We start from the raw sequence: 24,540 nt of genomic DNA, 5'->3' as shown, positions 1-24,540 counted from the left end.
TTGCCCAACCGTTTGGACGGATTGTTCATTGCCTTCGGACCTGCGAAAACCGCTTCTGGGTCGTCAGAAAAAAAGCGCCGGTATCAACCGGCGCTTTTCAGTCATTATGGTTCTGTCTGCACTTGCCGTTCTGACGATCGGCGGGCTTTCCGTCTATACGGCCTTGTCTCCGGGTAATTTGCAGAGGACGGCGGCTGAGCCGGATGCTCAGCCCAAGCTTCCTGAAAATAAACCGGAAACAGCGGCGACCGACAGTGCGGGTTCCGGCGTAACGACCGGTCTGCAGCCGGAAAGCGGACGTTCCGGCGCGAATATCAACCGGTCGACCATGCCGGACGGCAACGTCGTATCGGTCTATTCTCCTCGTCCGCGTGATGGCGACGGACCGGTCCTGATGAGCGGACAGACCTATGGTCAGGACCCGCGCATGGCGATGCGGCCCAATGACGAATTGCTGGAAGAGACGGCTTTTGGCCGGCTGCCAATCATCGGTGCCGACGGTTTGCGGCCGATGGAGCAATATGCAAGGCCCTGGTCCGGCGCACGCGGCACCCGGGTAGCAATCGTAGTGGGCGGTCTCGGTCTCAGCCAGACAGGTTCGCAAAAAGCGATCCGGGAACTGCCGCCGGAAGTGACGCTCGGTTTCGCCGCGAGCGGCAACAGCCTGCAGCGGTGGATGCAGGAAGCGCGCCGGGAGGGACATGAAATCCTCCTTCAGATACCCCTGGAGCCTTTCGGTTATCCCGGAACCAATCCCGGCCCGGACACGCTGCTGGCAGGCGATCCGGCAAAGGTCAACATGGACCGGCTGCACCGTTCCATGGCGAAAATCACCAATTATACCGGTGTCATGAATTATCTTGGCGGGCGCTTCCTTTCCGAGCAGGCGGCGCTGGAGCCGGTTATGCGTGACATAGGCAAGCGCGGGCTGCTTTTTCTGGATGATGCCTCGTCGGCGCAGTCTTTGAGCGGCGGGATTGCCAAGGCCATCTCCGCGCCACAGGGGTTTGCCGATGTTCTGCTCGACGGTGACGTGACCGAAGCTGCGATTTTACGCAAGCTGGACGAGCTGGAGCGGATCGCGCGCCGTAACGGTCAGGCAATCGGTGTGGCCTCGGCTTTCGACGAAAGCATCGTCGCGATTTCTAAGTGGTCTCGGGAAGCCGGTGGGCGCGGTATAGAGATTGTCGGTGTTTCTGCGCTTGTTTCGCAGCAGGCGGGGCAGTAAACCTTCCGGGCGGCCATTTCCGCGCCTTTCAGGCGCCCAGACAATGCGGGTTTCCAATGACAATCAAAGCAGAAGATTTGCCTTACCGTCCCTGTGCGGGAATGATGGTTCTGAACGCCGAAGGCCTGGTCTGGGCCGGCCGGCGTATCAGGGAAGGTAACTCCGAATATGATGGCTCACCGCAATTGTGGCAGATGCCGCAGGGTGGCATCGACGAAGGAGAGCGGCCTTTGACGGCCGCCATTCGCGAACTCTACGAAGAGACAGGCATGAAATCGGTGACGTTGCTTGCGGAAGCGAGCGACTGGATTCACTATGACCTGCCGGCCGAATTAATCGGCATCGGCCTCAGGGGCAAATATCGCGGGCAGGCGCAGCGCTGGTTCGCGTTCCGCTTCGATGGCGATGAAAGCGAGATACAGATCGACCCGCCGCCGACCGGGCATACGGCCGAATTCGACGCCTGGGGTTGGAAACCGATGGAAAGCCTTCCCGAGCTGATCGTACCTTTCAAGCGTGCGGTTTACGAGAAGGTGGTGGCGGAGTTCCAGCATCTTTCCGGCAAATAAAAAAGGCGGCCTGTGGCCGCCTTTTCTCTGATCTATTGCGAAAGCTTATTCCGCTTCGTTGGCGGAATCGGCGTTGAGCTGACCGTATTTTTCTGCGCCAATCTTGCCGAGCAGTTCAAGCTGGGTTTCGAGGAAGTCGATATGGCCTTCCTCGTCAATCAGCAGGGCTTCAAAAAGCTTCATGGAGACGTAGTCTCCGGCCTCGGAACAGATATCACGGGATTTCTTGTAGGATGTCCGTGCGTCGTATTCGCCGGCGAGATCCGCTTCCAGCACTTCCTTGACGTTCTGGCCGATGCGCAGCGGCGCCAAGGTCTGAAGGTTGGGATGGCCTTCGAGGAAGATAATACGATCGATGATCTTGTCGGCGTGCTGCATCTCTTCGATGGATTCCGCACGCTCCTTCTTTGCAAGCTTGGTGTAGCCCCAGTCGTTCAGAAGCCGGTAGTGAAGCCAATATTGGTTTACTGCACCGAGTTCGAGAAAAAGGGCCTCGTTAAGCCGCTCGATGACTTTTTTGTCGCCTTTCAATGTCCGCTCTCCTGTTCTCTTCATGGAATCGCTTCAGGCGGGACATAAAATCAAAAACATCGGCCTCAGTCGAGTGGCGACGGGCGTGATATTCTTCCGTGGTTTTGATGATCAGGTCGACAACGGTCGGGAAACAGCCGCAACAGCGACCGCGTTTTTCCATGGCGTGATACACTTTTGCAGGAACGATCAGCTGCCAACAGTCCTCATCCAGGAGCTCGTTGATGACGTCCCGGATATCGTGATCGGTGATGTAATTGCAGCTGCAAACCAGCATGATGGACTGCCTGTATGACGCAACACGTTGTTTTCGTTCTTAAACCAAAACAGGACACCAAATGTCAAGAAAAACCTCCTTCCAAAAGCCCGGCGGATTTCTAGACTCATTCTAAACTATACGAAAACTATCGTGTTTTCATCGGTTTAGCGGTTTCATTATTGCGGTGTTTTATGTTCAAGTTTTTGTGCTTCGCAAAATCGCAGAAGCAATTATCACGAAAAGTTTACCGCTTTCGATTGCCACGACAGCTACGCGCACCGTTATCAGGCGAAATATTGCCCACCATTGGCCGTCATGGTGGAGCCGGTGATGAAGCCGGCCTCGTCTGACACCAGAAACAGGACGCAACGCGCAATTTCTTCCGGTTCGCCCAGCCGGCCGACGGGAATTTGCGGCACGATCCGTTCGGCCAGCACTTTTTCCGGAATAGCTCTCACCATTTCCGTGCCGATATAGCCGGGGCAGATCGCGTTGACAGTGATGTTGCGGCTGGCGCCTTCCTGCGCAAGCGCCTTGGTGAAGCCGATATCGCCTGCCTTCGAGGCGGAGTAGTTGGCCTGCCCCGCCTGCCCCTTCTGGCCATTGATCGAGGAAATATTGACGATGCGTCCGAAGCCGCGATCGCGCATGCCCGGCCAGACGGGATGTGTCATGTTGAAGACGCCGGTGAGATTGGTGTCGATCACCTCACGCCACTGCTGCGGTGTCATCTTGTGAAACATCGCGTCGCGGGTGATGCCGGCATTGTTGACCAGCACCTCGACCGGACCGAAGGTTTCTTCCACTTTTGCAATGCCATTCACGCAGGCATCATAGTCGCGGACGTCCCATTGAAAGGCGGGAATGCCGGTTTCTTTCTGGAATGCTTCCGCCCTGTCCGTCGTGAAGGCGTAGTTGACGGCCACCCGGTAACCGGCAGCTTTCAAGGCGCGGGCGATAGCGGCGCCGATGCCGCTCGTCCCGCCGGAAATCAACGCAACCCGGCTCATATAGGCCTCCATGACCTGTCATTGAAGCGCCTGCATATGTGCGAGGATGCTTCATCCTGCTGAAATTCGTGTCGTGCTCAACGGCCATAGAAATGCGGCCAATGGGAGGCTGCTTCTACCCTATTGTTCGCTGAACCGGAATTGCTTTCTGGAAAGCGGCGTTGCGGCTTTCAGAGCGCTTCGATGCACATGGCGACACCCATGCCGCCGCCGATGCAGAGCGTTGCAAGACCCTTGGACACGTTGCGACGGCGCATTTCGTAGATCAACGTGTTGAGGACGCGCGCGCCGGAAGCGCCGATCGGATGGCCGATGGCAATTGCGCCGCCGTTGACGTTGACGATAGCGGGATCGAGGCCGAGTTCGCGCACCACCGCACAGGATTGGGCGGCGAAGGCCTCGTTGGCTTCGACCAGGCCAATATCGCCAATCGACCAGCCGGCCTTGGCCAGAGCCTTGCGAGAGGCGGGGATGGGACCGGTTCCCATGATTTGCGGATCGACGCCGGCCGTCGCCCAGGACGCGATACGCGCCAGCGGCTTGATGCCGCGCCTTGCCGCTTCCTGCTCCGACATCAGGAGTGTGGCGGCTGCGCCATCGTTGAGGCCGGAGGCGTTGCCTGCCGTTACCGTGCCTTCCTTGTCGAAGGCCGGGCGCAGTTTTGCCATTGTTTCGAGAGAGGCGCCGGCGCGGATATGTTCATCCGCATCGATGACGATATCGGCCTTGCGGCCTTTAACCGTAAAGGCCACGATCTCGTCGGCGAAACGGCCGGAGTTCTGTGCGGCTTCGGCCTTGTTTTGCGATGCAACGGCGAACTGGTCCTGTTCATCACGGGAAAGCTGCCACTGGCGGGCAATGTTCTCGGCAGTTATCCCCATGTGGTAACCGTAAAAGGCGTCGGTCAGGCCGTCTTTCAGCATGGTGTCGATCATCTTGAAATCGCCCATCTTCACACCGCCGCGCAGATGGGCGCAGTGGGGCGCCATGGACATGGATTCCTGTCCGCCGGCAATGACGATGGCCGCGTCGCCCGTCACGATCTGCTGCATGCCGAGTGCGACGGCGCGCAGGCCGGAACCGCAGAGCTGATTGACGCCAAAAGCGGTTGCTTCCTGCGGAATGCCGGCCTTCATGGCCGCCTGTCGCGCTGGATTCTGCCCTTCGCCTGCGGTGAGTACCTGACCGAGGATGACTTCATCGATTTCACTCGCCGCAACGCCAGCCCGTTCCAGCACGGCCTCAATGACCGTTGCCCCAAGCTCGTGGGCGGGCGTATTGGCGAAGTGGCCATTGAAAGAGCCGACAGCGGTGCGGGCAGCGCTGGCAATCACGATTGAAGGCAATGTCATCTGTTTCTCCTCACATGCGGGCGGAGACTGGCAAAGCTTTCAATACAAGTCAAATGCCGAAAGTTGCTTTAAAAGATGTTGCTAAATCAAGCTGGAATCTTGCGAAAAATTGCTGCGCAAAAAACAAACTGTTGCGATGCACAAAACATTTGTCAGAGGGCTCGTTTTGCGCATACACTTTGCAGCGGGAAGAGCAATAACACCAAAAAACAAAAAAATACCATCATCGCGAGGAGGCGGGCATGGCGAAACACGACGGCGAAACAATCATTAAAAAATATGCCAACCGGCGGCTCTACAATACCGGCACCAGCACTTATGTGACGCTCGACGACCTGGCGCAGATGGTCAAGCGTGGTGAGGACTTCAAGGTTCAGGACGCCAAGTCCTCCGAAGACATTACCCACGCGGTGCTGACGCAGATCATTGTCGAACAGGAAGCCAAAACCGGCAATACGCTGTTGCCGACGGCATTTCTGCGGCAGCTTATCTCCTATTACGGCGACCAGATGCAGATGGTCGTGCCGACCTTTCTCGAACATTCGATGAAGACCTTTTCCGATCAGCAGAGCCAGATGCAGGAGCATATGGCCAAGGCTTTCGGCGACGGTTCGCTCGCCCGCAATTTTCAGGCGCCATTGCAGATGATGGAAGAGCAGATCCGCCGCAACACGGAACTCTTCCGGCAGGCGATGCAGGGCTTCACACCTTTCGCAATGCCGCAGGCACCCAAGGAAACCCGCAAGCCGAATGCCTCCGAGATTGATGAGCTGAAGGCGCAGCTGCGCGCATTGCAGCAAAAACTCGACCAGCTCTGATGAAGGCTGTGGAATTCAGAAGCGGTGCGCTTCGCTTGCCTATATCCGCGATGCAGCTTCCAGCTTGTTGACCAAGGTGTTCAGGCCTCTCCGCCGTCATCCTCGGGCTAGACCCGAGGATCCACAACATGCTGAAATCAATGGATCCTCGGGTCAAGCCCGAGGATGACGTCGAATATGCGGAGCGATTTATCATCACTCGCGCGTCTTATAAGTTTCAGGTTCTTCAGTTTGCGGCCCGTTCGGGCACACGCAGCAACAGCAGAAATCCAGCCCCCAGGAACAGGATGAGCGTGGCCATGCCGATATGGGCAGAGCCGCTTATATAGGTTGCTATGGAAAACGATAGTGTCGCCATGAAACTCGTGGCGCGGCCGGAAAGCGCATAGATGCCGAAATAGCGGCCCGCCTCCGCCACGGTGATATTGCGGGCGAGATAAGAGCGCGACGAGGCCTGGACGGGGCCGAAGGCGAGGCCGATCAATACGCCATAAAGCAGATAGGCTTTTTCCGCGCCGGTGGCGAAGATGCCGCCATTATCCGCCGTCGACAATTGCACCCAGCCGAACAGGGTCGAGCCCTTTTCCGTGGAGACGATGCCGAGCGTGGCGAGCAGCAGGAGCACCAGACTGATGAGAATGGTGATGCGAGAACCGAGTTTCTGATCAACGCGTCCGGCCGCAAAGCAGCCTGCGATGGCGACGACATTGAGGAGAATGCCGAAGAGGCCGATTTCCATTGTCGCCCAGCCGAACATGCCGGCCGCAAAGGCTCCACCCAGAATGAGCACACCATTGACGCCGTCCTGATAAAGCATGCGCGCGATGAGAAACCGCAACAGCACGGGGCGGTAGCGCAATTCGCGCAGGGTTGTCTTGAGTTCCCCCAGTCCCGAGCGGATCGCGGCTCCGAAAGGCAGGCCCTTTTCGGCGTCCGGGGTCAGCAGAAACATCGGCAGAATGAAGATGAGATACCAGAGTGCCGCGAATGGACCGGTTATTCTGGCGTCCTCGCCGGTTGCCGGATCGAGACCGAAAAGCGGTTTGATGCCGGCAATCGTCAGTCCGGTTTGCGGGTTGGCGGCCAGAAGTGTCACCACGGCGATCAACACCACCATGCCGCCGAGATAACCGAGCCCCCAGGCGAGATTGGAAATGCGTCCGACATTCTGCGGATTGGTCAGTCGCGGCATCATGGAATCGTTGAAGACGATAGAAAACTCCGCCGCGATGGAGGCGAGGATCATGCAGATGATCGGCAGGATGAGCGGTGAGCCCGGTGCTGCGAACCAAAGTAAAAAGAGACTTACGATCTTGATGACCGCAAAAAAGGCGATCCACGGCTTTCTCGCGCCGGATTGGTCAGCGATGGAGCCGAGGATGGGGGAGAAGAGGGCGATGATGATCGACGACACCGTCGCCATGTTGCTCCATGTCGCCTGCGCCGAAATCGGATCATCGGTGAGGCGGGCGACGAAATAGGGACCGAAAACGAAGGTCGTAACGACCGTAAAGAAGGGCTGCGCCGCCCAGTCGAACATGACCCAGCCCCAGATGCCGCGTTTGGCAACCACTGTTTCCGCATTCGGGGTGGGGACAGTCATTCATCGTCCTATCGGATATCAGGGGGAGGATAGAAGGTCGGATGCTGGCGCATCGTGCCATCTATCGCCATCCGGGCCAATAACCCGGATGGCGTTTTTCGGATGGTCGATCAGCGCGCCTGAACGATATCGCCAAGCAGCCCTGCCGCCACCGTCAGGCGGGCGAGGTTGGTATCGCCGCTTTCGCTGAGCGCGCCGAGTTCGGAAACGATGCGGTTGACGCGCACGCGGTCTGCCGCATACCAGGCCTGAACCGGATCCTTCTCCTTGGCATGCTCGGTGAGCGCCGAAATGACGATACGTCGTCTCGACAAGGCGATCTGGTCCTGGCTGCGCAGGAGAGCCAGGCTCTCATAGTGATCAACGGGCGTGATGCGCTGGCTGGCATCCAGCAGACGCGCGACACGGAAGGTTGACGAGACGGTGGCATAGCTTTCGGCGGCTCGGGCAAGCGTTGTGCCTGCACTTTCGGCAATGCGCATGATTTCCGGCACATAGACCAGCAGGGAAAGCGTATCCAGTTCTTCCAGAAGGCCGGAGGGAACACCGTCGATCTCCGTGACACCAAGTTCGCGACGATATTTCGCCGCTGCCGGCGACAGCGTCTTGATGGCGGTTTTCAGGCGCTCGATTTCGGTCGCCATGTCACTCGTTCCCGCACCCGCGCTTCCGGTTTGCAGGTAAAGGCGGCTCGCATCCGAGAAGATGCGGGTGATCGTGGCATAAAGACCGTTCTGGACTTCACCGCCCACCTTGCCGTCAAGCGCGTCGACCTCGCCCCACAGGCGTTTGAGGCCGAAACCATCCTCAACGATCACCGCCGCCTTGACGACATCGGCCGCCAGAAGGCCGCTTGCGTCAGCGAGTTTCTGCACGAAACCCGGACCGCCGCGGTTCACCACGGCATTGGCGAGCGCGGTCGCGACGATTTCACGGTGCAGGCGATGCGCCTTGATATCGTCGGCATAGTTCTTCTGCATCTTGGCCGGGAAATAGTCGACCAGGAGATGCTGGAGATAGGGCTCGTCGGGAAGCGGGCTTGCCACCAGTGCATCGAACAGGGTCAGCTTGGCATAGGAAAGAAGCACGCCGATTTCCGGCCGGGTCAGCGGCTTTCCGGTGGCGTATCTTTCGCTGAGTTCGGCATTGTTCGGCAGGGTTTCAACCTTGCGGTTCAGTTGCCCGGTTGCCTCGAGCGCGCTCATGAGGCGGCCGAGCTCTTCGCGGTTTGCGAGCCCAAGCCGTTCCGTGAGCGAGATCGCCAGCGATTGCAGATAGTTGTTGCGCAGCACCAGCTGCGCCACTTCCGGTGTCATGGAAGCGAGAAGCTGGTTGCGCTTCGGCATCGTCAGGCGACCGCTATTGACGGCGGAGGCAAGCGCGATCTTGATGTTGACCTCGACGTCGGAGGAGTTCACGCCAGCCGAGTTGTCGATGGCGTCGGAATTGCAACGTCCACCCGCCAGCGCATAAGCGATGCGGCCCTTCTGGGTGATGCCCAGATTGGCGCCTTCGCCGATGACCTTGGCGCGCAACTCCGTGGCGTTGACGCGGATGGGGTCGTTGGCCCTGTCACCCACCTCGGCATTGGTTTCCACCGCCGCCTTGATGTACGTGCCGATGCCGCCAAACCACAGAAGATCGGTGGGCGCCTTCAGAATGGCGGTCATGATCTCGAAGGGTGTGGCGACGGACTTGTCGATACCGATGGCAGCGACGGCTTCCGGCGTCAGGTTCACCGATTTTTCGGAGCGCGAGATGATCATCGCGCCGGCGGAGAGAGTAGAGCGATCATAATCCTGCCAGCTGGAACGCGGCAGTTCGAAAAGCCGCTTGCGTTCGGCAAAGGATTTATCGGTATCGGGATTCGGGTCGATGAAGATATCACGGTGATCGAAGGCGGCGATCAGCCTGATCTTTTCCGACAGCAACATGCCGTTGCCGAAAACGTCTCCGGACATGTCGCCCACACCCGCAACCGTGAAAGGCGTTGTCTGGATGTCGGTATCCATTTCACGGAAATGGCGCTTTACCGTTTCCCAGGCGCCGCGGGCGGTGATGCCCATCTTCTTGTGGTCGTAACCGGCCGAGCCGCCCGATGCGAAGGCATCGTCCAGCCAGAAGCCGGCGTCGTGGGCAAGGCCGTTCGCCGTATCGGAGAAGGTTGCCGTTCCCTTGTCGGCGGCGACGACGAAATAGGGGTCGTCACCATCCAGCCGCAACGTATCGGCCGGCGGCACGATGGCGTCGTCGACGATATTGTCGGTGATGGAGAGCAGGGTGCGGATGTAGGTCTTGTAGGCTTCGCGGCCGGCGTTGAAGACCTCGTCGCGGGAACCGCCGACGGGCAGGTTCTTAGGGAAGAAGCCGCCCTTGGCGCCGACAGGCACGATGACCGCATTCTTGACCTGCTGGGCCTTGACGAGACCGAGCACTTCCGTGCGGTAATCCTGGCCGCGATCCGACCAGCGAAGACCGCCGCGCGCGACCTTGCCGAAGCGCAGGTGCACGCCTTCAACCTCGGTTCCATAAACGAAGATTTCGCGGAAGGGACGCGGATCGGGCAGGCCATCCAGATGTTTCGGATCGAACTTGAACGCCAATAGGTCACGCGGCGTGCCGTCGGCATTTTTCTGGAAGTAGTTGGTGCGAAGCGTTGCGTCGATGGCGTTGACGTAGCGCCTGAGCGTACGGTCCTCGTCGAGGTTGGGAACGCCGCTCAATGCCGTCTCGATCGCCTTGTGTATCTCCGCGAGTTTCTTCAGCCGCTTCTTTTCTTCGATGGATGGATCGAAGCCAGCCTTGAAAAGCGCGAAAATATTCCGGGAAATGGCGGGGTATTTGAAGAGCGTTTCGGAAATATGCTCCTGCGAATAGACAATGCCGGTCTGGCGCAGATAACGGGCATAGGCGCGCAGCACGGACACTTCACGCACGGTCAGGCCGCAGGCGAGGATCAGGCGGTTGAAGTTGTCGTTATCCACCTTGCCGGAGAAGGCGGCAAGAAAAGCCTCTTCCAGTTTCTGCCCGTAATGCGGCAGATCGAGCGTCGTGCCCTTGGCGACGGATAGTTCCATATCATGCAGCACGATATCGCGCTTTTCGCCATCCGAAACGACACCAACGTCGAAGGTGCGCTCGCTGATGACGTTGAAGCCCAGATTTTCGAGCAGCGGCACGCGCCGCGAGAGCGGCAGATGGCCGTCGCGATGGAATATCTTCAGCGAAAGGGTATCGGCCGATTGGCCTTCCTGCTGGTAGAACTCAATGCGGACTGGCTCGCCTTTTGCGGCGGCCAGGATATCCGTCATGTCGCCGATCGCCTCTTCGGGCGTGAAGGCTTCCTGATAGGCCTGATCCACCTCCAGCACCGGCGCACCCGGCTCGGAGAGGGCAACAAAATGGTCTATCCAGCGTGCGGCGATATCGCTGACGGCATCTTCGAGCTTATCCTGGGCGATACGCGGCGTCTTGCCTTCCGTGCGGCCGACGATGAAGTGGACGCGGGCGACAGCCCCTTCAGGGAAGGCGGGATAATAGGCGGAAATATGCCCGTCATAGACCTTGCTCAGATAGTCGCCGATCTTCTCGCGCACATAGGAATTGTATTCCTCGCGCGGCACGAAAATGATGGCCGAGACGAAGCGGTCGAAACGGTCGATGCGGGCGAGGACACGCACGCGCGGACGGTCGCTCAATTCCATGATCTGCTCGATGAAGCGGATCAGCAGATCCGTTTCGATCTGGAAGAGATCGTCGCGGGGATAGGCTTCGAGTGTGTTCTGCAGGATGCGGCCGGAATGGCTGTTCGGATCGAAACCGAAGTGCCGCTCGACATCGGCCACCTTGGCGCGCAGCAGCGGTATCTGCTTCACCGAACGCGTATAGGCCGTGGCGGTGAACAGGCCGACGATACGCAATTCGCCAATGACATTACCGTCCTCGTCAAAGCGCTTGATGCCGATATAATCCATATAGGCACGGCGATGCACGATGGACTTCACATTCGCCTTGGTGACGATGAGGAAATCCGGGCCATCGAGGAAGGCAAGAATTTCCGGCGTTGTCGTCACGGCGTTCTTGCCGAGGCGCAGGACGCGCACATCCGGATCGCTGAGGCTGCCGAGACCGACGCCGTCACCGCGTTCGATCTTCGCGTTCTTTCCCTTGCCGGAATAGGTGTAGTCGCGCATGCCGAGGAAAGTGAAATTGTCGTTGCGAAGCCAGTTGAGGAATTCGACGGCTTCCGTCCGTTCGGTCTTGCGTCGCGACGAGCCGCGCTTTGACAGTTCGTCCAGCGCTTCATCGAGCTTTGCCAGCATGGGCCGCCAGTCGCGATAGGCGAACTGGACCTGCGCCAGGACGAAACGCAGCCGTTCTTCCAGCGTTGCGGCGGCCTGCGCGGTCAGCGGCGCGATATGCAGCTGGATGAGGCTGATATTCTCGGTGGGATCATCTTCGGGCTCCGCAAGGCGGTAACCTGCCTGGGCGGTGTCGTCGCGAACGAGGATCGGATGTACCGCAAGATAAAGTCCACGATAGCTGCTTGTGACTTCGCCCATGACGGAATCATAGAGGAACGGCATGTTGCGGCCGATAATCGTGAGAACCGTTACAGGAATATCCCGCGGGGAAACGCCCTCCACCTGGGTAATGCTGATATGGGGCGCCTCTCCGGTCCAGTGCGACAGCGCGCCGAAACTGTGAGCGGCGCTCGCTGCCAGCATCTCTGCGGAATAATATTCTATATCGTCGGCGCTTGCCCTTCCATAAAGAATACCTGGATCAAGAAATTGGACATTTTCGGCAATTGCCTGCTGACGCGCTTTTTCGATCTGTTTTTCGCGTTTTGGATTATTTCTGTAGCCCATTTGACGTGGATTCCTCCAAAAATCACACTTTAATTTAAAAAAAGCACCGCCAATTTACGGATTTTGCCTTTTCAGTCGAATCGGATATTGGCGTGGAATTACGAAGAGTTTAAGAGGCTTTCGTGTTTCTTCAGTCGGTAAGTGAAATTTTTTTGCTTCTTTTGCCATGAGGGTCTGTCTCAAAGCATTCGACAGTATTTTTGCGGCTAATTTTTAGGCGGTTCTTGGACTGCCATGTGATGTTGCGGCCACGGTCGAAGCAAATTATTGATTTGCGCCTATTTTTGTGGTACACCAACGACACTGATCCACAGCGTGGCATTTGTGTGCCCAAAAACACCACGAAAGCAACACCTCTTTTGCACGCGGTTTCCGTGACATATCGAGCGTTTACGTTATCGAACCCCGCAAGACGGGAAGGTGTGTTTTTGCGTGCACGGCTGGACCAGTGCGGAGTCACCTGACGGTTCCCCCGTCTCATCAGGGCCTGACCGACCCAACCCCGGCATTGCCGGGTATGTAACAGGGAGTTTTTAGAACGAATGACGACCCAGCAGAAGAAATCTCCAGCACATCACGGTTTCAAGACCGGTGAAGCGATTGTGTATCCCGCTCATGGTGTCGGTACCATTTCTGCCATCGAGGAACAAGAAGTCGCCGGCATGAAGCTTGAGCTTTTTGTCATCGATTTCGAAAAAGACAAGATGCGTCTTAAAGTTCCCGTCGCAAAAGCCGTGAGCATCGGCATGCGCAAGCTTTCCGAAGGCGATTTTGTCGAGCGGGCACTGAAAGTGGTGCAGGGCAAGGCGCGTGTGAAGCGTACCATGTGGTCGCGCCGCGCTCAGGAATATGATGCAAAGATCAATTCCGGCGATCTTATCGCGATTGCGGAAGTGGTGCGCGATCTCTACCGTGCCGAAAACCAGCCGGAGCAGTCCTATTCCGAGCGTCAGCTTTACGAAGCTGCTCTCGACCGCATGGCGCGCGAAATCGCCGCCGTCAACAAAATGTCTGAAACCGAGGCTGTCCGCCTGGTGGAAGTCAACCTTGCCAAAGGCCCCAAGCGCGGCAAGACCGTTGAAGAAGACGATTCTCAGGACGAAGCCGCTTAATAACCGGCCTTTTCCGTCTAAAAAACCCGCCTTGATGGCGGGTTTTTTTTGCCCGGCTGCAGGGCGCGCTTCACAGGATGCGGATTTTTGTGCCCTTGCGCAGGTGCGGCAGGATACGCCGCATATCGCGGGGACGGAGAGCGACGCAGCCTGCGGTCGGTTCATACCCCGGGCGTATCAGGTGCATGAAGATCGCCGAGCCGCGGTTGCGGCTTCTGGTGGTGATGTTCCAGTCGAGCACCAGGCAGACGTCGTAAAGACCGTCCTTTCGCATCATCTCTTCATGGCTTGATGCAAAGGGTGCTTTGACCAGCCTGTTGTAATTGGCGTTGCTCGGCTCGTCGCACCATAGCATGGATGGTCGCGTTCGTCGCATCGGCAATGCCGTGGCCATGGCGGTGTTGCGATCGCCGCGATAAAAGCCGTGCAGCAGGCGGGTAGTGGAAATGGGGGATTTTCCGTCCCCCTCGCGTTTCAGCGCGGTGCGGCCATTGCGTCCGATTGCGGCGGGAAAGGTGAGATGTCCGAGTTGAACGATCGCCCGGCTTATTTTCGAAGGTGCCGGCCGAACCATGAGCGTCAATGCGCGTTTATGTTGCTTTACGGGCTGTTTGCTCATGTTTTTCACGAGATTTTGCTTTGCAGGTTATCTAACGTGAAGTCATAGCACTTCGTAATATCATGGCAATGGGTTGACCTTTTATCGGCAAACCGCTGAATTGGCTGACAATTAGAGCACCATGCGTCCCTTAGCAGGCACAAAGGATGCTCTAACTCTTTTAAACTACGCATCGTGCTTTCCGAGAATCGAACGCGATTTCCGGGCTGGTGCGCTAAAGTAAGAAAGGCTGAGAATCCGAATGACGGCTCGCACTATCCTTCTGGTGGACGATGACGACGATCTTCGGGAGACGCTGACCGAGCAACTGTCTCCTTATGAGGAATTCTCGCTGCTCAGCGGCGCAAACGCCGCACAGGCAATGCAGACCGCCAAGAGCGCCCAGGTCGATCTTCTTATCATGGATGTCGGTCTTCCGGATATGGATGGGCGTGAAGCGGTGAAGCTGCTGCGCAAGGGCGGTTTCAAGGCGCCGATCATCATGCTGACCGGGCACGACACCGATTCCGATACCATCCTCGGGCTTGAAGCCGGCGCGAATGACTATGTGACAAAGCCTTTTCGTTTTGCCGTTCTTCTGGCGCGTATCCGCGCGCAGCTGCGCCAATATGAACAGAGTGAGGACGCGGTTTTCACCGTTGGTCCCTATCAGTTCAAGCCCAGCCAGAAGCTGCTGACGACGGAAGACGGCAAGAAAATCCGGCTGACGGAAAAGGAAGCGGCGATCATCCGTTACCTTTACCGCGCCGGAAGCACCGTCGTTACACGCGATGTCCTCTTGGAAGAGGTCTGGGGTTATAATTCCGGCGTGACCACGCACACGCTCGAAACGCATGTCTACCGCCTGCGCCAGAAGATCGAGCGTGACCCTTCCAACGCTGAAATTCTGGTGACCGAGAACGGCGGCTACAAGATCGTTCCCTGAACCGGGATAGTCTGATCGCTAGGTATTACATCCGTATTCTAAAGCTGGCGCCGTGCGTTTGAAAAAAACGCACGGCGTTCTAACTGCTTGTATTTTGAAGACCGATATTGGAAAACCGCTATAGTAGGGCAGGCGGCTTTCTGGAGTAGCGATCAAACATGGCGTTGACGGACGATATCATGCTTCTGGGGCAAGTGCCGTTGTTTGCGGGCTTCAGCGATGACCAGCTGCGGCTGATTGCCTTCGGCGCAGAGCGTCGCCGCGTCTCGGCAGGCCAGACACTGTTTCGGGAACATTCGCCGGCTGAATGCGCCTTTGCGGTGACATCGGGCCATTTCGAGCTTTTTACGGCAGGAAGGGACGGCAAGCCCGTGCTGCAGGCGACGCCCGGCAAGGGTGCCCTGCTTTCCGAACTGGCGCTTTTTACGCTCTGCGAACGGAAATTCACCGCTGTGGCCGCGGAGGATTCCGAGGTCATCCGCATCACGCGTATCCTCTTTCACCGGCTGGTAGAGGAGTTTCCGGAGGTTGCCGATATCGTATCGGCGCGCATTCGCGATAATATAGCGGCTCTGGCGACAGGTGCGGCCCGTTTGCAGAACCGCTTCGCCTGACGTCGCTCAAACCACATGGTCAGAAACGGAAATGGGCCGTCACCGGGACGTGGTCCGATGGCCGGTTCCAGCCGCGGGCCTCGCGCAATATGTCGATTTTTTCAAGCGAAGGGCCTAGATCCTGAGACGACCAGATGTGGTCGAGACGGCGGCCACGGTCTGCGGCTTCCCAATCCTTGGCGCGGTAGCTCCACCAGGTATAAATCTTTTCACTATCAGGCACGTTCAGCCGCATCAGATCGAGCCAGTTGCCCTTCTTCATGATATCGAGCATGCCGTCGGTTTCCACCGGCGTATGGCTGACGATCTTCAGCAATTGCTTGTGCGACCAGACGTCATTTTCAAGCGGTGCGATATTGAGATCGCCGACGAGAATGGAAGAAGTGCCGGGCACGCCATCGGCGCGGAGCGCCTTCATTTCTTCGATGAAATCGAGCTTGTGGCCGAATTTGGGGTTTATCGAACGATCTGGTTCGTCACCGCCGGCGGGAACGTAGAAATTGTGCAGCCGAACGCGGCGCGATCCCACCTGAAAAATCGCGGAAATATGCCGTGCGTCTCCAATCCCGCAATAGTCCTGCCGATGATCTTCGGTGAGTGGGATTTTCGAGGCGATGGCCACACCGTGATAGCCCTTCTGGCCGTGGATGATGACGTGCTCATAACCGAGCGCCTTCAGCGGTTTCATCGGAAATTCGCCATTCGGGCATTTCGTTTCCTGCAGGCAGAGAATGTCGGGTTTGTAACGCACCAGAAACTGCTCAACGATCGGCATTCTGAGCCTGACCGAGTTGATGTTCCAGGTGGTTATCGAAAACGACATGCATGTGCTCCGCTTCTAGAGTGTTTTTGTCGCATGTCCGGACGGAAAACCGATGGCCACTTTTCCTGGAAATGCGCAGTCGCCCCGAAGCCCGTTGTTTCGGAGCATGTTTCCGGAGCGCAGGCTTATAACATCGCGACGAAAACGGAAATGGACTTTAGCGGCAAAATAAAAAGGCGGCCGCAAGGCCGCCTTTGGAAGACTTCTCGCAGGTTCGAAACCTCAGCCGCGTTTGCGGACTTCCTCGTAATTGATGTTGAAGACGCGTTCGTCGAGGTTCACGCCCGTCTGGACGTTGAAGATCATGACGGTCGTGTCCTTGTTCTGGGCGTCGGTCGTCGTCCATTGCCTCAGATCGAAGGTTTTCGGGTCGAACATCAGGGTAATGGTGGAATCACCAAAAATGCTCTTGTCGCCGAGCACGATGGTGGTCAGGTCCGACTCTTCCTTCACGTCCCGGACCTTCTGGTTGCCGAGGTCGATCTTGTCGGACAAAAGCAGGCTGAGAGGGGTCTTCGACAGCGGATAGAGATCCCATGTCTTCAGCTTCATGTTGCCTATGACGACATTCTTGCCATCGGCGATGACGCGCATGGGCGAGGGGTCCTCATAATTGAAGCGAAGCTTGCCCGGCCGTTCGATGTAAAATTTGCCGCCGGTCTGCTCACCACGGGGACCGAATTGTACAAATTCACCCATCATGGTTTTGACAGACGAGAAGTGGTTGGCGATTTTCTGCGCGGTCGCGCCATTGCCGGCGGCCTGCGCAAATGCGTTGAGCGGCGACAGGCCGGCCATGGCGGCTGCCATGGAAAATGCCGTCAGCACGCCGCGTCGCGTCACGCCGTTTTGCGGTGCGTTTGCGGCTGCAGTTTCGCCGGTGGTGAGGTCGTTCATTCTGTTCTCCTTCATCGCAGCGATTGTCCGCATAAAAGGCGGCGGCTTCATGACGTTGAAAGCGTGTAATAACGCTTCTCAACCCCGCTTGGTTGCGGACGTTATCGCTCGATGATGTCTGATTCCGTCGGTACGAGGATTTCGCGTTTTCCGGCATGGTTGGCAGGGCCGATAATGCCTTCCTGTTCCATGCGCTCGATCAGCGAGGCGGCGCGGTTGTAGCCGATGCCCAGACGCCGCTGCACATAGGAGGTGGAGGCCTTGCCGTCCCTCAGCACAACCGCCACGGCCTGATCGTAAGGGTCTTCCGAATCGGAGAAATTGCCTGCCCCGGCCGGGCCGCCGCCATTGCCTTCCTCGTCGTCTTCCTCGGTGATCGCTTCCAGATATTCCGGCGATCCCTGGGTCTTCAGATAAGCGACGATCTCTTCCACCTCGTTGTCGGAGACGAACGGGCCGTGCACACGCTGGATGCGGCCGCCACCGGCCATATAGAGCATGTCACCCATGCCGAGCAGCTGTTCGGCGCCCTGTTCGCCCAGAATGGTGCGGCTGTCGATCTTCGACGTCACCTGGAAGGAGATGCGGGTCGGGAAGTTTGCCTTGATGGTGCCGGTGATGACGTCGACGGACGGACGCTGGGTCGCCATGATGACGTGGATGCCGGCGGCGCGGGCCATCTGCGCCAGACGCTGCACGGCGCCTTCAATGTCCTTGCCTGCTACCATCATCAGATCGGCCATTTCGTCGATGATGACGACGATATAGGGCAGGGGCTTCAGGTCGAATTCTTCCGTCTCGTACATTGCCTCGCCGGTCTGGCGGTCGAAGCCGGTCTGCACCGTGCGGGTGAGGATTTCGCCCTTGTCGAGGGCCTGCTGCACGCGACTGTTGAAGCCGTCGATATTGCGAACGCCGATCTTCGACATTTTCTTGTAGCGCTCTTCCATCTCGCGCACCGTCCACTTCAGGGCAACAACGGCCTTTTTCGGATCGGTGACAACAGGGGAGAGCAGATGTGGAATACCGTCATAGATCGACAGTTCCAGCATTTTCGGATCGATCATGATCAGGCGGCACTGTTCCGGCGACATGCGGTAAATGAGCGAGAGGATCATGGTGTTGATGGCGACGGATTTGCCCGAACCGGTTGTACCGGCAACGAGCAGATGCGGCATCTTGGCGAGATCGGCGATGACGGGTTCGCCGCCAATGGTCTTGCCGAGCGCCATGGCAAGCTTGGCCTTGCTGTTTTCGAAATCGCGGCTGCCAACCAGTTCACGCAGGAAGACGGTTTCGCGGGTCTGGTTCGGAAGCTCGATGCCGATGGCGTTGCGGCCGGGAACGACGGCCACGCGCGCGGCAATGGCGCTCATGGAGCGGGCGATATCATCCGCAAGACCGATGACGCGCGAGGATTTGATGCCGGGTGCCGGTTCCAGTTCGTAGAGTGTCACGACCGGGCCGGGGCGAACATGAATGATCTCGCCCTTGACGCCGAAATCCTCGAGAACGCCTTCGAGCAGGCGGGCATTCTGCTCCAGCACTTCCTCGCTCAGCGTGTTGTCGCGCACGATATTCTTCGGCTCCGCCAGAAGATGGACGGAGGGCAGCTGGAAACCGTCGGCGGCGATGAAGGAAGCCTGGGCCTCGCGTGCCACACGCTCGCTCGGCTTGGGGCGTGCGGAAGGGGCGGTTATTCTGGGCTGCCCGCGTCCCGGTGCCTGTCTTGCCATAAATTTCGGGTCGGATTCGTCGGCACTGTCGTCGTCCGAGAGAATACCGTTGGGCAGGCGTCTCCCGTCCGCATCGAAATGCGGCTCGTCATCCATGTCACCATCATGATCGAGTGCGATGGAGGGGGGCGACATCTGCCGGCGGGATGCGGCGCGCTCCTCGAAAGACGGTTCCGCGCGCTGGTCGAGGCGGTTGATCGCCGTCTTGAGGCGGGAAGGTTCGTTCAACGTGCCGAATTCATATTCGTTGAAATCATAGGGATGTTCGAATTCGTCATGCAGGGATTTGGACTTGATGCCAAACAGGCGGCGAAGGCGGGCCTGGGTGATGTACCAGTAATGCGCCATGGCGCCAAAAGCGAGGATATTGGCGAAGAAGCCTTCACCGTCGTCATCGTCCTCTTCAGCCTCACGGACGGCGCGTGCCTTGTTCGACACGGGCGCGCGTTCCTCCAGTTCCAGACTATCTTCCGGGCTTCCCATGAGGCCGGCGGCAAAGAGCATCAGCCAGGCAGCGGGAGCCGCAAATATCACGCCCAGCACTGTCGCAATGGTGCCGGTTGGGTAAGCGCCGATGAAAAGGGCAGGGAAACGCAGGATCATATCACCGATAACGCCGCCAATACCGTTTGGCAGCGGCCAGGTTACGGGTGCGGGAAAACAGCCGAGCGAAGCGGCGCAGACGATCGCGCCGGCAACCCAGGCGACGAGGCGGGCAGGTATCCGGTTGAACCTGCGTCCGGCGATGAGCGCGATCGCCCAGGCAATGACCGGCAAAAGCGAGATGATTGCGGAGAGCCCGAGAAACTGCATCACGATATCGGCGAAGATGGCGCCGCTGTAACCCAGAAGATTGGTAGGCTGGTTTCCCGTGGCATAGGAGAGGCTCGGATCCGCCACGTTCCATGTGGCGAGGGCCGCAATACCCAGTGAAATCGTGGCCAGCAAAGCGAAACCGGCGAGAGCCATGATCTGCCGCACGAAAAACGCCGTCAGCACGAAGCGCGTGTGACGACCATCGAATGTCGGAGATTGCATTCTGCCCATGTCCCTGAACCCGTCGTTTTTCCTGGTTTCGGCAAGATCCGGCAGGTGACCTGATCCCGGATTGACAGGGAAAACTAACCGCTTGCTGGTTAATGTCGTGTTAACCATGCGGTTTTTTGCAGTCGCATGTGCATTTACGGCAAAGAAAAAGGCCCGCCGGAGCGGGCCTTCTTTTGGGTAAGGGGATGGAGAACCCCTTTTCCCGGGTCTTAAGAGTGGTAGGCGGCTTCGCCGTGGGTTGCGAGGTCGAGACCTTCGCGTTCCGCTTCCACCGGAACCCGCAGGCCAACGATGACGTCGACGATCTTGTAGAGGATTGCCGAGACAATGGCGCACCAGACGATGGTGATGGCGACGGCGACGAACTGCGTCCAGACCTGCGAGGCGATGGAGAAGTCCGCCTTGCCCGTGCCGCCAAGCAGCGGCGAGGTGAAGATGCCGGTGCCGAGGGCGCCGATGATGCCGCCGATGCCGTGGACGCCGAAGACGTCAGCCGTATCGTCGTAACCGAACTTGTTCTTCACGACCGAGACGAAGAAGTAGCAGATCGGCGAAACGATGAGGCCGAGAACGATCGCACCCATCGGTCCAACGGAGCCTGCCGCAGGCGTGACGGCGACGAGGCCGGCGATCATGCCAGAAGCAGCGCCCAGCATGGAAGCCTTGCCGCGGGTGAAGCTTTCAACCAGCGACCAGGAGACGACGGCTGCTGCGGTTGCGAGGAAGGTGTTCATGGTTGCGAGAACCGCTCCGCCCGATGCTTCGAGGTTGGAGCCGGCATTGAAGCCGAACCAGCCGAACCACAGCATGGCTGCGCCGACCATCGTCAGCGTCATGGAGTGCGGTGCCATCATGTCCTTGCCGAAGCCTGTACGCTTGCCGACCATGATCGCGCCGATCAGGCCTGCCACACCGGCATTGATGTGAACGACCGTGCCGCCGGCGAAGTCGAGAGCACCCATGCCGAAGATCAGGCCATTCGCGTCCCATACCATGTGTGCAATCGGGAAATAGACGAAGGTTGCCCACAGGATGGTGAAGAGGATGACGGCGGAGAACTTCACGCGTTCCGCAAAGGCACCGACGATCAGCGCAGGCGTGATGGCCGCAAAGGTCATCTGGAAGGCGATGAAGGTGTATTCGTAGATCACCACACCTTCGGAGAAGGTTGCCGACGTGCTGTCAAGCGAAACGCCCGAGAGGAACAGCTTGCCGAAGCCGCCGAAGTAGGGGCCGGTGCCACCGCCGAAGGCGAAGGAATAACCGTAGATTACCCAGACGAGCATCATGACTGCAGCGACGACCGTGCACTGCATGAGGACGGAGAGCATGTTCTTGGTACGGACGAGACCGCCGTAAAACAGGGCGAGACCCGGAATGATCATGAAAAGCACGAGGATCGTCGCGACATACATGAATGCGGTGTCGGCTTTTTCCGGAACGGGCGCCGCCGCCGCTACTGCCGGCGCGGCTTCCTGGGCAAAGGCGATGGCCGGTGCCATCAGGGCCGCCACACCGGCGCCCAGCTTGCCGAGCGTTGAAAACTTGTTGAGTTGCATAGCTAGAAAACTCCCCTGTCAGCCGTGCTTCAAAGCGCTTCTGTGTTGGTTTCGCCGGTACGGATGCGCACGGCCTGTTCGATAGAGTAGACAAAGATCTTGCCGTCACCGATCTGCCCGGTCTTTGCCGCAGATGCGATCGCCTCAACGGCCTTGTCGACGACATCGGATGGAACCGCGATCTCGATCTTTAGTTTTGGAAGGAAGCTCACCGCATATTCCGTGCCGCGATAAATCTCGGTATGTCCCTTCTGGCGTCCGTAACCCTTAACCTCGGTCACGGTCAGGCCCTGGATGCCGACGCCGGTGAGCGCTTCGCGCACCTCATCCAGCTTGAACGGCTTGATAATGGCCATCACAATTTTCATCTGGTTTCCCATCCTTTGTTTGTCCTCGGCACGGAGCCGACTCTCCTTGCCGCTGGCAGATCAGTAACAGCGACTGCGGACATACATTCAAAGGGCGTGCCAGTTTTGATGGGTGGATATAAGTTATTGAAATATAAAACTTATATGAAATTCGTCTGAAAAAGGGGCATTTGTCGACGAAATTTGCGTCTATTAAATGTGCGATTTTCCAGAAAAGCACATTATTTAATCATTTGCCCTTTTGCGGATCAAACCTTCCTGTGCGACGGAGGCGACCAGCTCACCCTGTCTGGTGAAAATATTGCCACGCGTCAAACCGCGCGCACCGGAGGCGCTGGGGCTATCCTGCGTATAGAGCAGCCAGTCATCCAGCCGGCAGGGGCGGTGGAACCACATGGCGTGATCGAGGCTCGCCACCTGAATGGAAGGATCGAAGATCGTCGTTCCGTGGGCGTAGAGCGATGTGTCGAGAAGGGTCATGTCCGACAGATAGGCGAGAATGGCCGACTGGAAACGCGGATTGTCGGGCACTTCGCCGACGGCGCGAACCCATATATCCTGCTGCGGTTCGAGTTTTTCCTTCGAGATGTAATGGGTCAGCGACACCGGTCTTATCTCGATCGGGCGCTTGTTGCTCCAGTATTTGCGGATCGAAGCGGGTGCATTGGCAAGGAAGGCTGCCTGCATTTGCTCCTCGCTCATCAGTTTTTCGGGCGGCAGCACGTCAGGCATTTTTATCTGATGATTAAAGCCGTCCTCGAATATCTGAAACGACGCGGACATGGAAAAAATCGCCTTGCCGTGCTGGATGGCGACCACACGGCGGGTGCAGAAGCTGGCGCCGTCGCGGATACGCTCCACCTGGTAGAGGATGGGGACGAGCGGATCACCGGGGCGCATGAAATAGGCATGCAGCGAGTGCACGAGGCGGTCGTCATCCACGGTTCTCTGCGCCGCGATCAGGGCTTGCGCTATGACCTGGCCGCCGAAGACGCGCTGCCAGCCGATTTGCGGGCTTTCGCCACGGAACAGGTTCTCTTCCAGCTTTTCGAGATCGAGCGTGGCGATGAGATTGGCCATCGGGTCTGACGTTTGCAAAGGATGCGACATTTTTTCGGCCTGCTCCGGCTGTAGGAAGACGTCACATGGTCTATAGTGCGCCGATGATGCGTGCACAAGATTTGAGGAGAAGCGCGATGCTCGACGTGGTGGTTGCAGGCGGCGGATATGTCGGTCTTTCCGTTGCTGTCGCAATTAAGCAGGCGGCCCGGCATCTTAACGTGCAGGTGGTTGAGGCGGCTCCAGAGGATGTCTGGAAGAAGGACGTCCGCGCCTCTGCGATCATCGCGGCTGCCACGCGCATGCTCGATGTTTTCGGGATATGGAGCGAAATCGAGCCGGAAGCCCAGCCGATCAACAAGATGATCGTTACTGATTCGAAGACTGCCGACCCGGTCCGTCCGGTATTTCTCACCTTCGACGGTGTGGTGGAAGAGGGCAGGCCCTTCGCCCATATGGTTCCGAATGTGGCGATGGTGGGCGCGCTGCGCGGCCTGTGCGAGCGCCTTGGCATAGACATCCGCCATGGCCTCAGTGTTTCCGGGTTTACCGCGGGCTCGCAATCGACATCCATCTCGCTTTCCGACGGTTCGGCGCTGGAAGCGCGGCTGCTCGTCGCCTGCGATGGCGTTCGCTCGGCGCTCAGGGATATGGCGGGCATCAAGACAGTGCACTGGGCTTATGACCAGTCCGGTATCGTTACCACCGTCGAACATGACCGGCCGCATGAGGGCTGTGCGGAGGAGCATTTCCTGCCCTCAGGGCCTTTTGCCATCCTGCCGCTGAAAGGAAACCGTTCGTCGCTCGTCTGGACGGAACGGACGGCCGATGCCGACAGGTTGGTCGCCTCCGACGATCTGGTGTTCGAGGAAGAGCTCGAGCGCCGGTTCGGTCACAAGCTCGGCCCTGTCCGACCCGTCGGTCCGCGCCGTGCCTTTCCGCTGGGGTTGACGCTGGCCCGCTCCTTCGTCGCGCCGCGTTTTGCGCTTGCCGGCGATGCGGCGCACGGAATTCACCCGATCTCGGGCCAAGGCCTCAATCTTGGCTTCAAGGATGTCGCGGCCCTGGCCGAAACCGTGGTCGAGGCTGACCGTCTCGGTCTCGATATCGGCTCGCTCAATGTTCTGGAGCGTTATCAGTCGTGGCGGCGTTTCGACACCTTGCGGATGGGGGTGACGACGGATGTGCTGAACCGGCTTTTCTCCAACGATGTCGGTCCAATCCGCATCATGCGGGATTTCGGTCTGGGTGTTGTGGATCGTTTGCCGGCGCTGAAATCCTATTTCATCGGGCAGGCCGCCGGAACGACAGATGCGAACGCGCCACGTTTGCTCGCGGGCGAGGCGCTCTGATACCGCGATTGCGTCTTGACAGCCGATTCCGGCATTTTGGGTCTAAAGTCGGTGCTGCAAACTTGAATCCGGGCAAGGACTTACCCGGATTCACAATCTGGTATGGAACGCCGGTTTGCCAACCAGATGCTGTGGGGAACAAAAGCTGAATCCCGCCGAGTCAGCGATTCGTATTCGATTCGTTCGCA

General features: G+C 58.2%; 20 protein-coding genes. 7 read left to right on the top strand and 13 right to left on the bottom strand.

Features of this window, described 5'->3' with window-relative positions; all coding sequences use genetic code 11:
- Positions 1-28 precede the first annotated feature (28 nt).
- Together FY152_12175 and FY152_12170 are read left to right on the top strand one after the other, a co-directional pair.
- The gene (locus FY152_12175) at positions 29-1,228 is read left to right on the top strand and encodes a divergent polysaccharide deacetylase family protein (protein ID UXS32814.1); all 1,200 of its coding nucleotides are present in this window, start codon (positions 29-31) and stop codon (positions 1,226-1,228) included.
- A gap of 56 nt (positions 1,229-1,284) precedes the next feature.
- A complete protein-coding gene (locus FY152_12170; protein UXS32813.1) occupies positions 1,285-1,797 on the top strand; it encodes an RNA pyrophosphohydrolase in 513 nt (170 codons plus the stop codon).
- A gap of 45 nt (positions 1,798-1,842) precedes the next feature.
- Here FY152_12170 and bfr read toward each other — a convergent pair whose 3' ends face one another.
- The 4 genes from bfr to FY152_12150 form a co-directional block, all read right to left on the bottom strand.
- Entirely contained in the window at positions 1,843-2,328 is a 486-nt protein-coding gene (bfr, locus tag FY152_12165) for a bacterioferritin (GenBank protein UXS32812.1), read from the bottom strand.
- The gene (locus FY152_12160) at positions 2,294-2,605 is read right to left on the bottom strand and encodes a (2Fe-2S)-binding protein (protein UXS32811.1); all 312 of its coding nucleotides are present in this window, start codon (positions 2,603-2,605) and stop codon (positions 2,294-2,296) included. Before FY152_12160 ends, bfr begins: the two co-directional genes overlap by 35 nt.
- 266 nt (positions 2,606-2,871) lie before the next feature.
- A complete protein-coding gene (gene phbB / locus FY152_12155; protein UXS32810.1) occupies positions 2,872-3,597 on the bottom strand; it encodes an acetoacetyl-CoA reductase in 726 nt (241 codons plus the stop codon).
- 170 nt (positions 3,598-3,767) lie between these two features.
- A complete protein-coding gene (locus tag FY152_12150; GenBank protein ID UXS32809.1) occupies positions 3,768-4,949 on the bottom strand; it encodes an acetyl-CoA C-acetyltransferase in 1,182 nt (393 codons plus the stop codon).
- Between the two features lie 242 nt (positions 4,950-5,191).
- Here FY152_12150 and phaR point away from each other — a divergent pair, with 242 nt between their 5' ends.
- A complete protein-coding gene (gene phaR / locus FY152_12145; protein UXS32808.1) occupies positions 5,192-5,767 on the top strand; it encodes a polyhydroxyalkanoate synthesis repressor PhaR in 576 nt (191 codons plus the stop codon).
- Between the two features lie 226 nt (positions 5,768-5,993).
- Here phaR and FY152_12140 read toward each other — a convergent pair whose 3' ends face one another.
- Together FY152_12140 and FY152_12135 are read right to left on the bottom strand one after the other, a co-directional pair.
- The gene (locus tag FY152_12140; protein UXS32807.1) at positions 5,994-7,370 is read right to left on the bottom strand and encodes an MFS transporter; all 1,377 of its coding nucleotides are present in this window, start codon (positions 7,368-7,370) and stop codon (positions 5,994-5,996) included.
- Between the two features lie 110 nt (positions 7,371-7,480).
- On the bottom strand, positions 7,481-12,241 hold the full coding sequence (locus FY152_12135) for an NAD-glutamate dehydrogenase (GenBank protein ID UXS32806.1): 4,761 nt from the start codon (positions 12,239-12,241) through the stop codon (positions 7,481-7,483).
- Between the two features lie 542 nt (positions 12,242-12,783).
- Here FY152_12135 and FY152_12130 point away from each other — a divergent pair.
- On the top strand, positions 12,784-13,353 hold the full coding sequence (locus tag FY152_12130) for a CarD family transcriptional regulator (GenBank protein UXS32805.1): 570 nt from the start codon (positions 12,784-12,786) through the stop codon (positions 13,351-13,353).
- A gap of 70 nt (positions 13,354-13,423) precedes the next feature.
- On the opposite strand, the gene FY152_12125 is transcribed toward FY152_12130, so the two are convergent.
- Positions 13,424-13,927, bottom strand: coding sequence for a L,D-transpeptidase (locus FY152_12125; protein ID UXS33277.1), 504 nt, complete (start codon positions 13,925-13,927; stop codon positions 13,424-13,426).
- Between the two features lie 286 nt (positions 13,928-14,213).
- On the opposite strand from FY152_12125, the gene FY152_12120 reads away from it, so the two are divergent.
- Both FY152_12120 and FY152_12115 read left to right on the top strand, forming a co-directional pair.
- A complete protein-coding gene (locus FY152_12120) occupies positions 14,214-14,897 on the top strand; it encodes a response regulator transcription factor (GenBank protein UXS32804.1) in 684 nt (227 codons plus the stop codon).
- 158 nt (positions 14,898-15,055) lie between these two features.
- Positions 15,056-15,511: a cyclic nucleotide-binding domain-containing protein gene (locus FY152_12115; GenBank protein ID UXS32803.1), complete on the top strand. Its 456-nt coding sequence runs from the start codon at positions 15,056-15,058 to the stop codon at positions 15,509-15,511.
- Positions 15,512-15,530: 19 nt separating this feature from the next.
- Here FY152_12115 and FY152_12110 read toward each other — a convergent pair whose 3' ends face one another.
- From FY152_12110 to tesB, 6 genes are all read right to left on the bottom strand, one after another.
- Positions 15,531-16,334 (bottom strand): exodeoxyribonuclease III, encoded by an 804-nt coding sequence (locus FY152_12110; GenBank protein UXS32802.1) that lies wholly within the window; start codon positions 16,332-16,334, stop codon positions 15,531-15,533.
- 222 nt (positions 16,335-16,556) lie between these two features.
- Positions 16,557-17,282 (bottom strand): outer membrane lipoprotein carrier protein LolA, encoded by a 726-nt coding sequence (locus FY152_12105; GenBank protein UXS32801.1) that lies wholly within the window; start codon positions 17,280-17,282, stop codon positions 16,557-16,559.
- Positions 17,283-17,332: 50 nt separating this feature from the next.
- Complete coding sequence (locus FY152_12100) at positions 17,333-20,005, bottom strand: DNA translocase FtsK (protein UXS32800.1); 2,673 nt, start codon at positions 20,003-20,005, stop codon at positions 17,333-17,335.
- A gap of 218 nt (positions 20,006-20,223) precedes the next feature.
- Positions 20,224-21,573, bottom strand: coding sequence for an ammonium transporter (locus FY152_12095; GenBank protein UXS32799.1), 1,350 nt, complete (start codon positions 21,571-21,573; stop codon positions 20,224-20,226).
- A 29-nt stretch (positions 21,574-21,602) separates the two neighbouring features.
- Positions 21,603-21,953: a P-II family nitrogen regulator gene (locus FY152_12090; GenBank protein ID UXS32798.1), complete on the bottom strand. Its 351-nt coding sequence runs from the start codon at positions 21,951-21,953 to the stop codon at positions 21,603-21,605.
- Between the two features lie 213 nt (positions 21,954-22,166).
- Positions 22,167-23,051 (bottom strand): acyl-CoA thioesterase II, encoded by an 885-nt coding sequence (gene tesB, locus FY152_12085; protein UXS32797.1) that lies wholly within the window; start codon positions 23,049-23,051, stop codon positions 22,167-22,169.
- A gap of 56 nt (positions 23,052-23,107) precedes the next feature.
- Here tesB and FY152_12080 point away from each other — a divergent pair, with 56 nt between their 5' ends.
- Positions 23,108-24,352 (top strand): ubiquinone biosynthesis hydroxylase, encoded by a 1,245-nt coding sequence (locus FY152_12080; protein ID UXS33276.1) that lies wholly within the window; start codon positions 23,108-23,110, stop codon positions 24,350-24,352.
- Positions 24,353-24,540: the final 188 nt, after the last annotated feature.

The organism is Agrobacterium tumefaciens (assembly GCA_025560025.1).
GTDB lineage: Bacteria > Pseudomonadota > Alphaproteobacteria > Rhizobiales > Rhizobiaceae > Agrobacterium.
This window is presented reverse-complemented; position numbering and strand designations above follow the sequence as displayed.

Excerpts from the sequence above, each read along its gene's own strand:
- FY152_12090 (UXS32798.1), bottom strand. The coding sequence starts at position 21,953 with ATGGGAAACCAGATGAAAATTGTGATGGCCATTATCAAGCCGTTCAAG.
- FY152_12140 (UXS32807.1), bottom strand. The coding sequence starts at position 7,370 with ATGACTGTCCCCACCCCGAATGCGGAAACAGTGGTTGCCAAACGCGGC.
- FY152_12120 (UXS32804.1), top strand. The coding sequence starts at position 14,214 with ATGACGGCTCGCACTATCCTTCTGGTGGACGATGACGACGATCTTCGG.
- FY152_12150 (UXS32809.1), bottom strand. The coding sequence starts at position 4,949 with ATGACATTGCCTTCAATCGTGATTGCCAGCGCTGCCCGCACCGCTGTC.
- FY152_12095 (UXS32799.1), bottom strand. The coding sequence starts at position 21,573 with ATGCAACTCAACAAGTTTTCAACGCTCGGCAAGCTGGGCGCCGGTGTG.
- phaR (UXS32808.1), top strand. The coding sequence starts at position 5,192 with ATGGCGAAACACGACGGCGAAACAATCATTAAAAAATATGCCAACCGG.
- FY152_12135 (UXS32806.1), bottom strand. The coding sequence starts at position 12,241 with ATGGGCTACAGAAATAATCCAAAACGCGAAAAACAGATCGAAAAAGCG.
- FY152_12170 (UXS32813.1), top strand. The coding sequence starts at position 1,285 with ATGACAATCAAAGCAGAAGATTTGCCTTACCGTCCCTGTGCGGGAATG.
- phbB (UXS32810.1), bottom strand. The coding sequence starts at position 3,597 with ATGAGCCGGGTTGCGTTGATTTCCGGCGGGACGAGCGGCATCGGCGCC.
- FY152_12115 (UXS32803.1), top strand. The coding sequence starts at position 15,056 with ATGGCGTTGACGGACGATATCATGCTTCTGGGGCAAGTGCCGTTGTTT.
- FY152_12160 (UXS32811.1), bottom strand. The coding sequence starts at position 2,605 with ATGCTGGTTTGCAGCTGCAATTACATCACCGATCACGATATCCGGGAC.
- FY152_12125 (UXS33277.1), bottom strand. The coding sequence starts at position 13,927 with ATGGTTCGGCCGGCACCTTCGAAAATAAGCCGGGCGATCGTTCAACTC.
- FY152_12110 (UXS32802.1), bottom strand. The coding sequence starts at position 16,334 with ATGTCGTTTTCGATAACCACCTGGAACATCAACTCGGTCAGGCTCAGA.
- FY152_12100 (UXS32800.1), bottom strand. The coding sequence starts at position 20,005 with ATGCAATCTCCGACATTCGATGGTCGTCACACGCGCTTCGTGCTGACG.
- FY152_12080 (UXS33276.1), top strand. The coding sequence starts at position 23,108 with ATGCGTGCACAAGATTTGAGGAGAAGCGCGATGCTCGACGTGGTGGTT.
- FY152_12105 (UXS32801.1), bottom strand. The coding sequence starts at position 17,282 with ATGAAGCCGCCGCCTTTTATGCGGACAATCGCTGCGATGAAGGAGAAC.
- tesB (UXS32797.1), bottom strand. The coding sequence starts at position 23,051 with ATGTCGCATCCTTTGCAAACGTCAGACCCGATGGCCAATCTCATCGCC.
- FY152_12130 (UXS32805.1), top strand. The coding sequence starts at position 12,784 with ATGACGACCCAGCAGAAGAAATCTCCAGCACATCACGGTTTCAAGACC.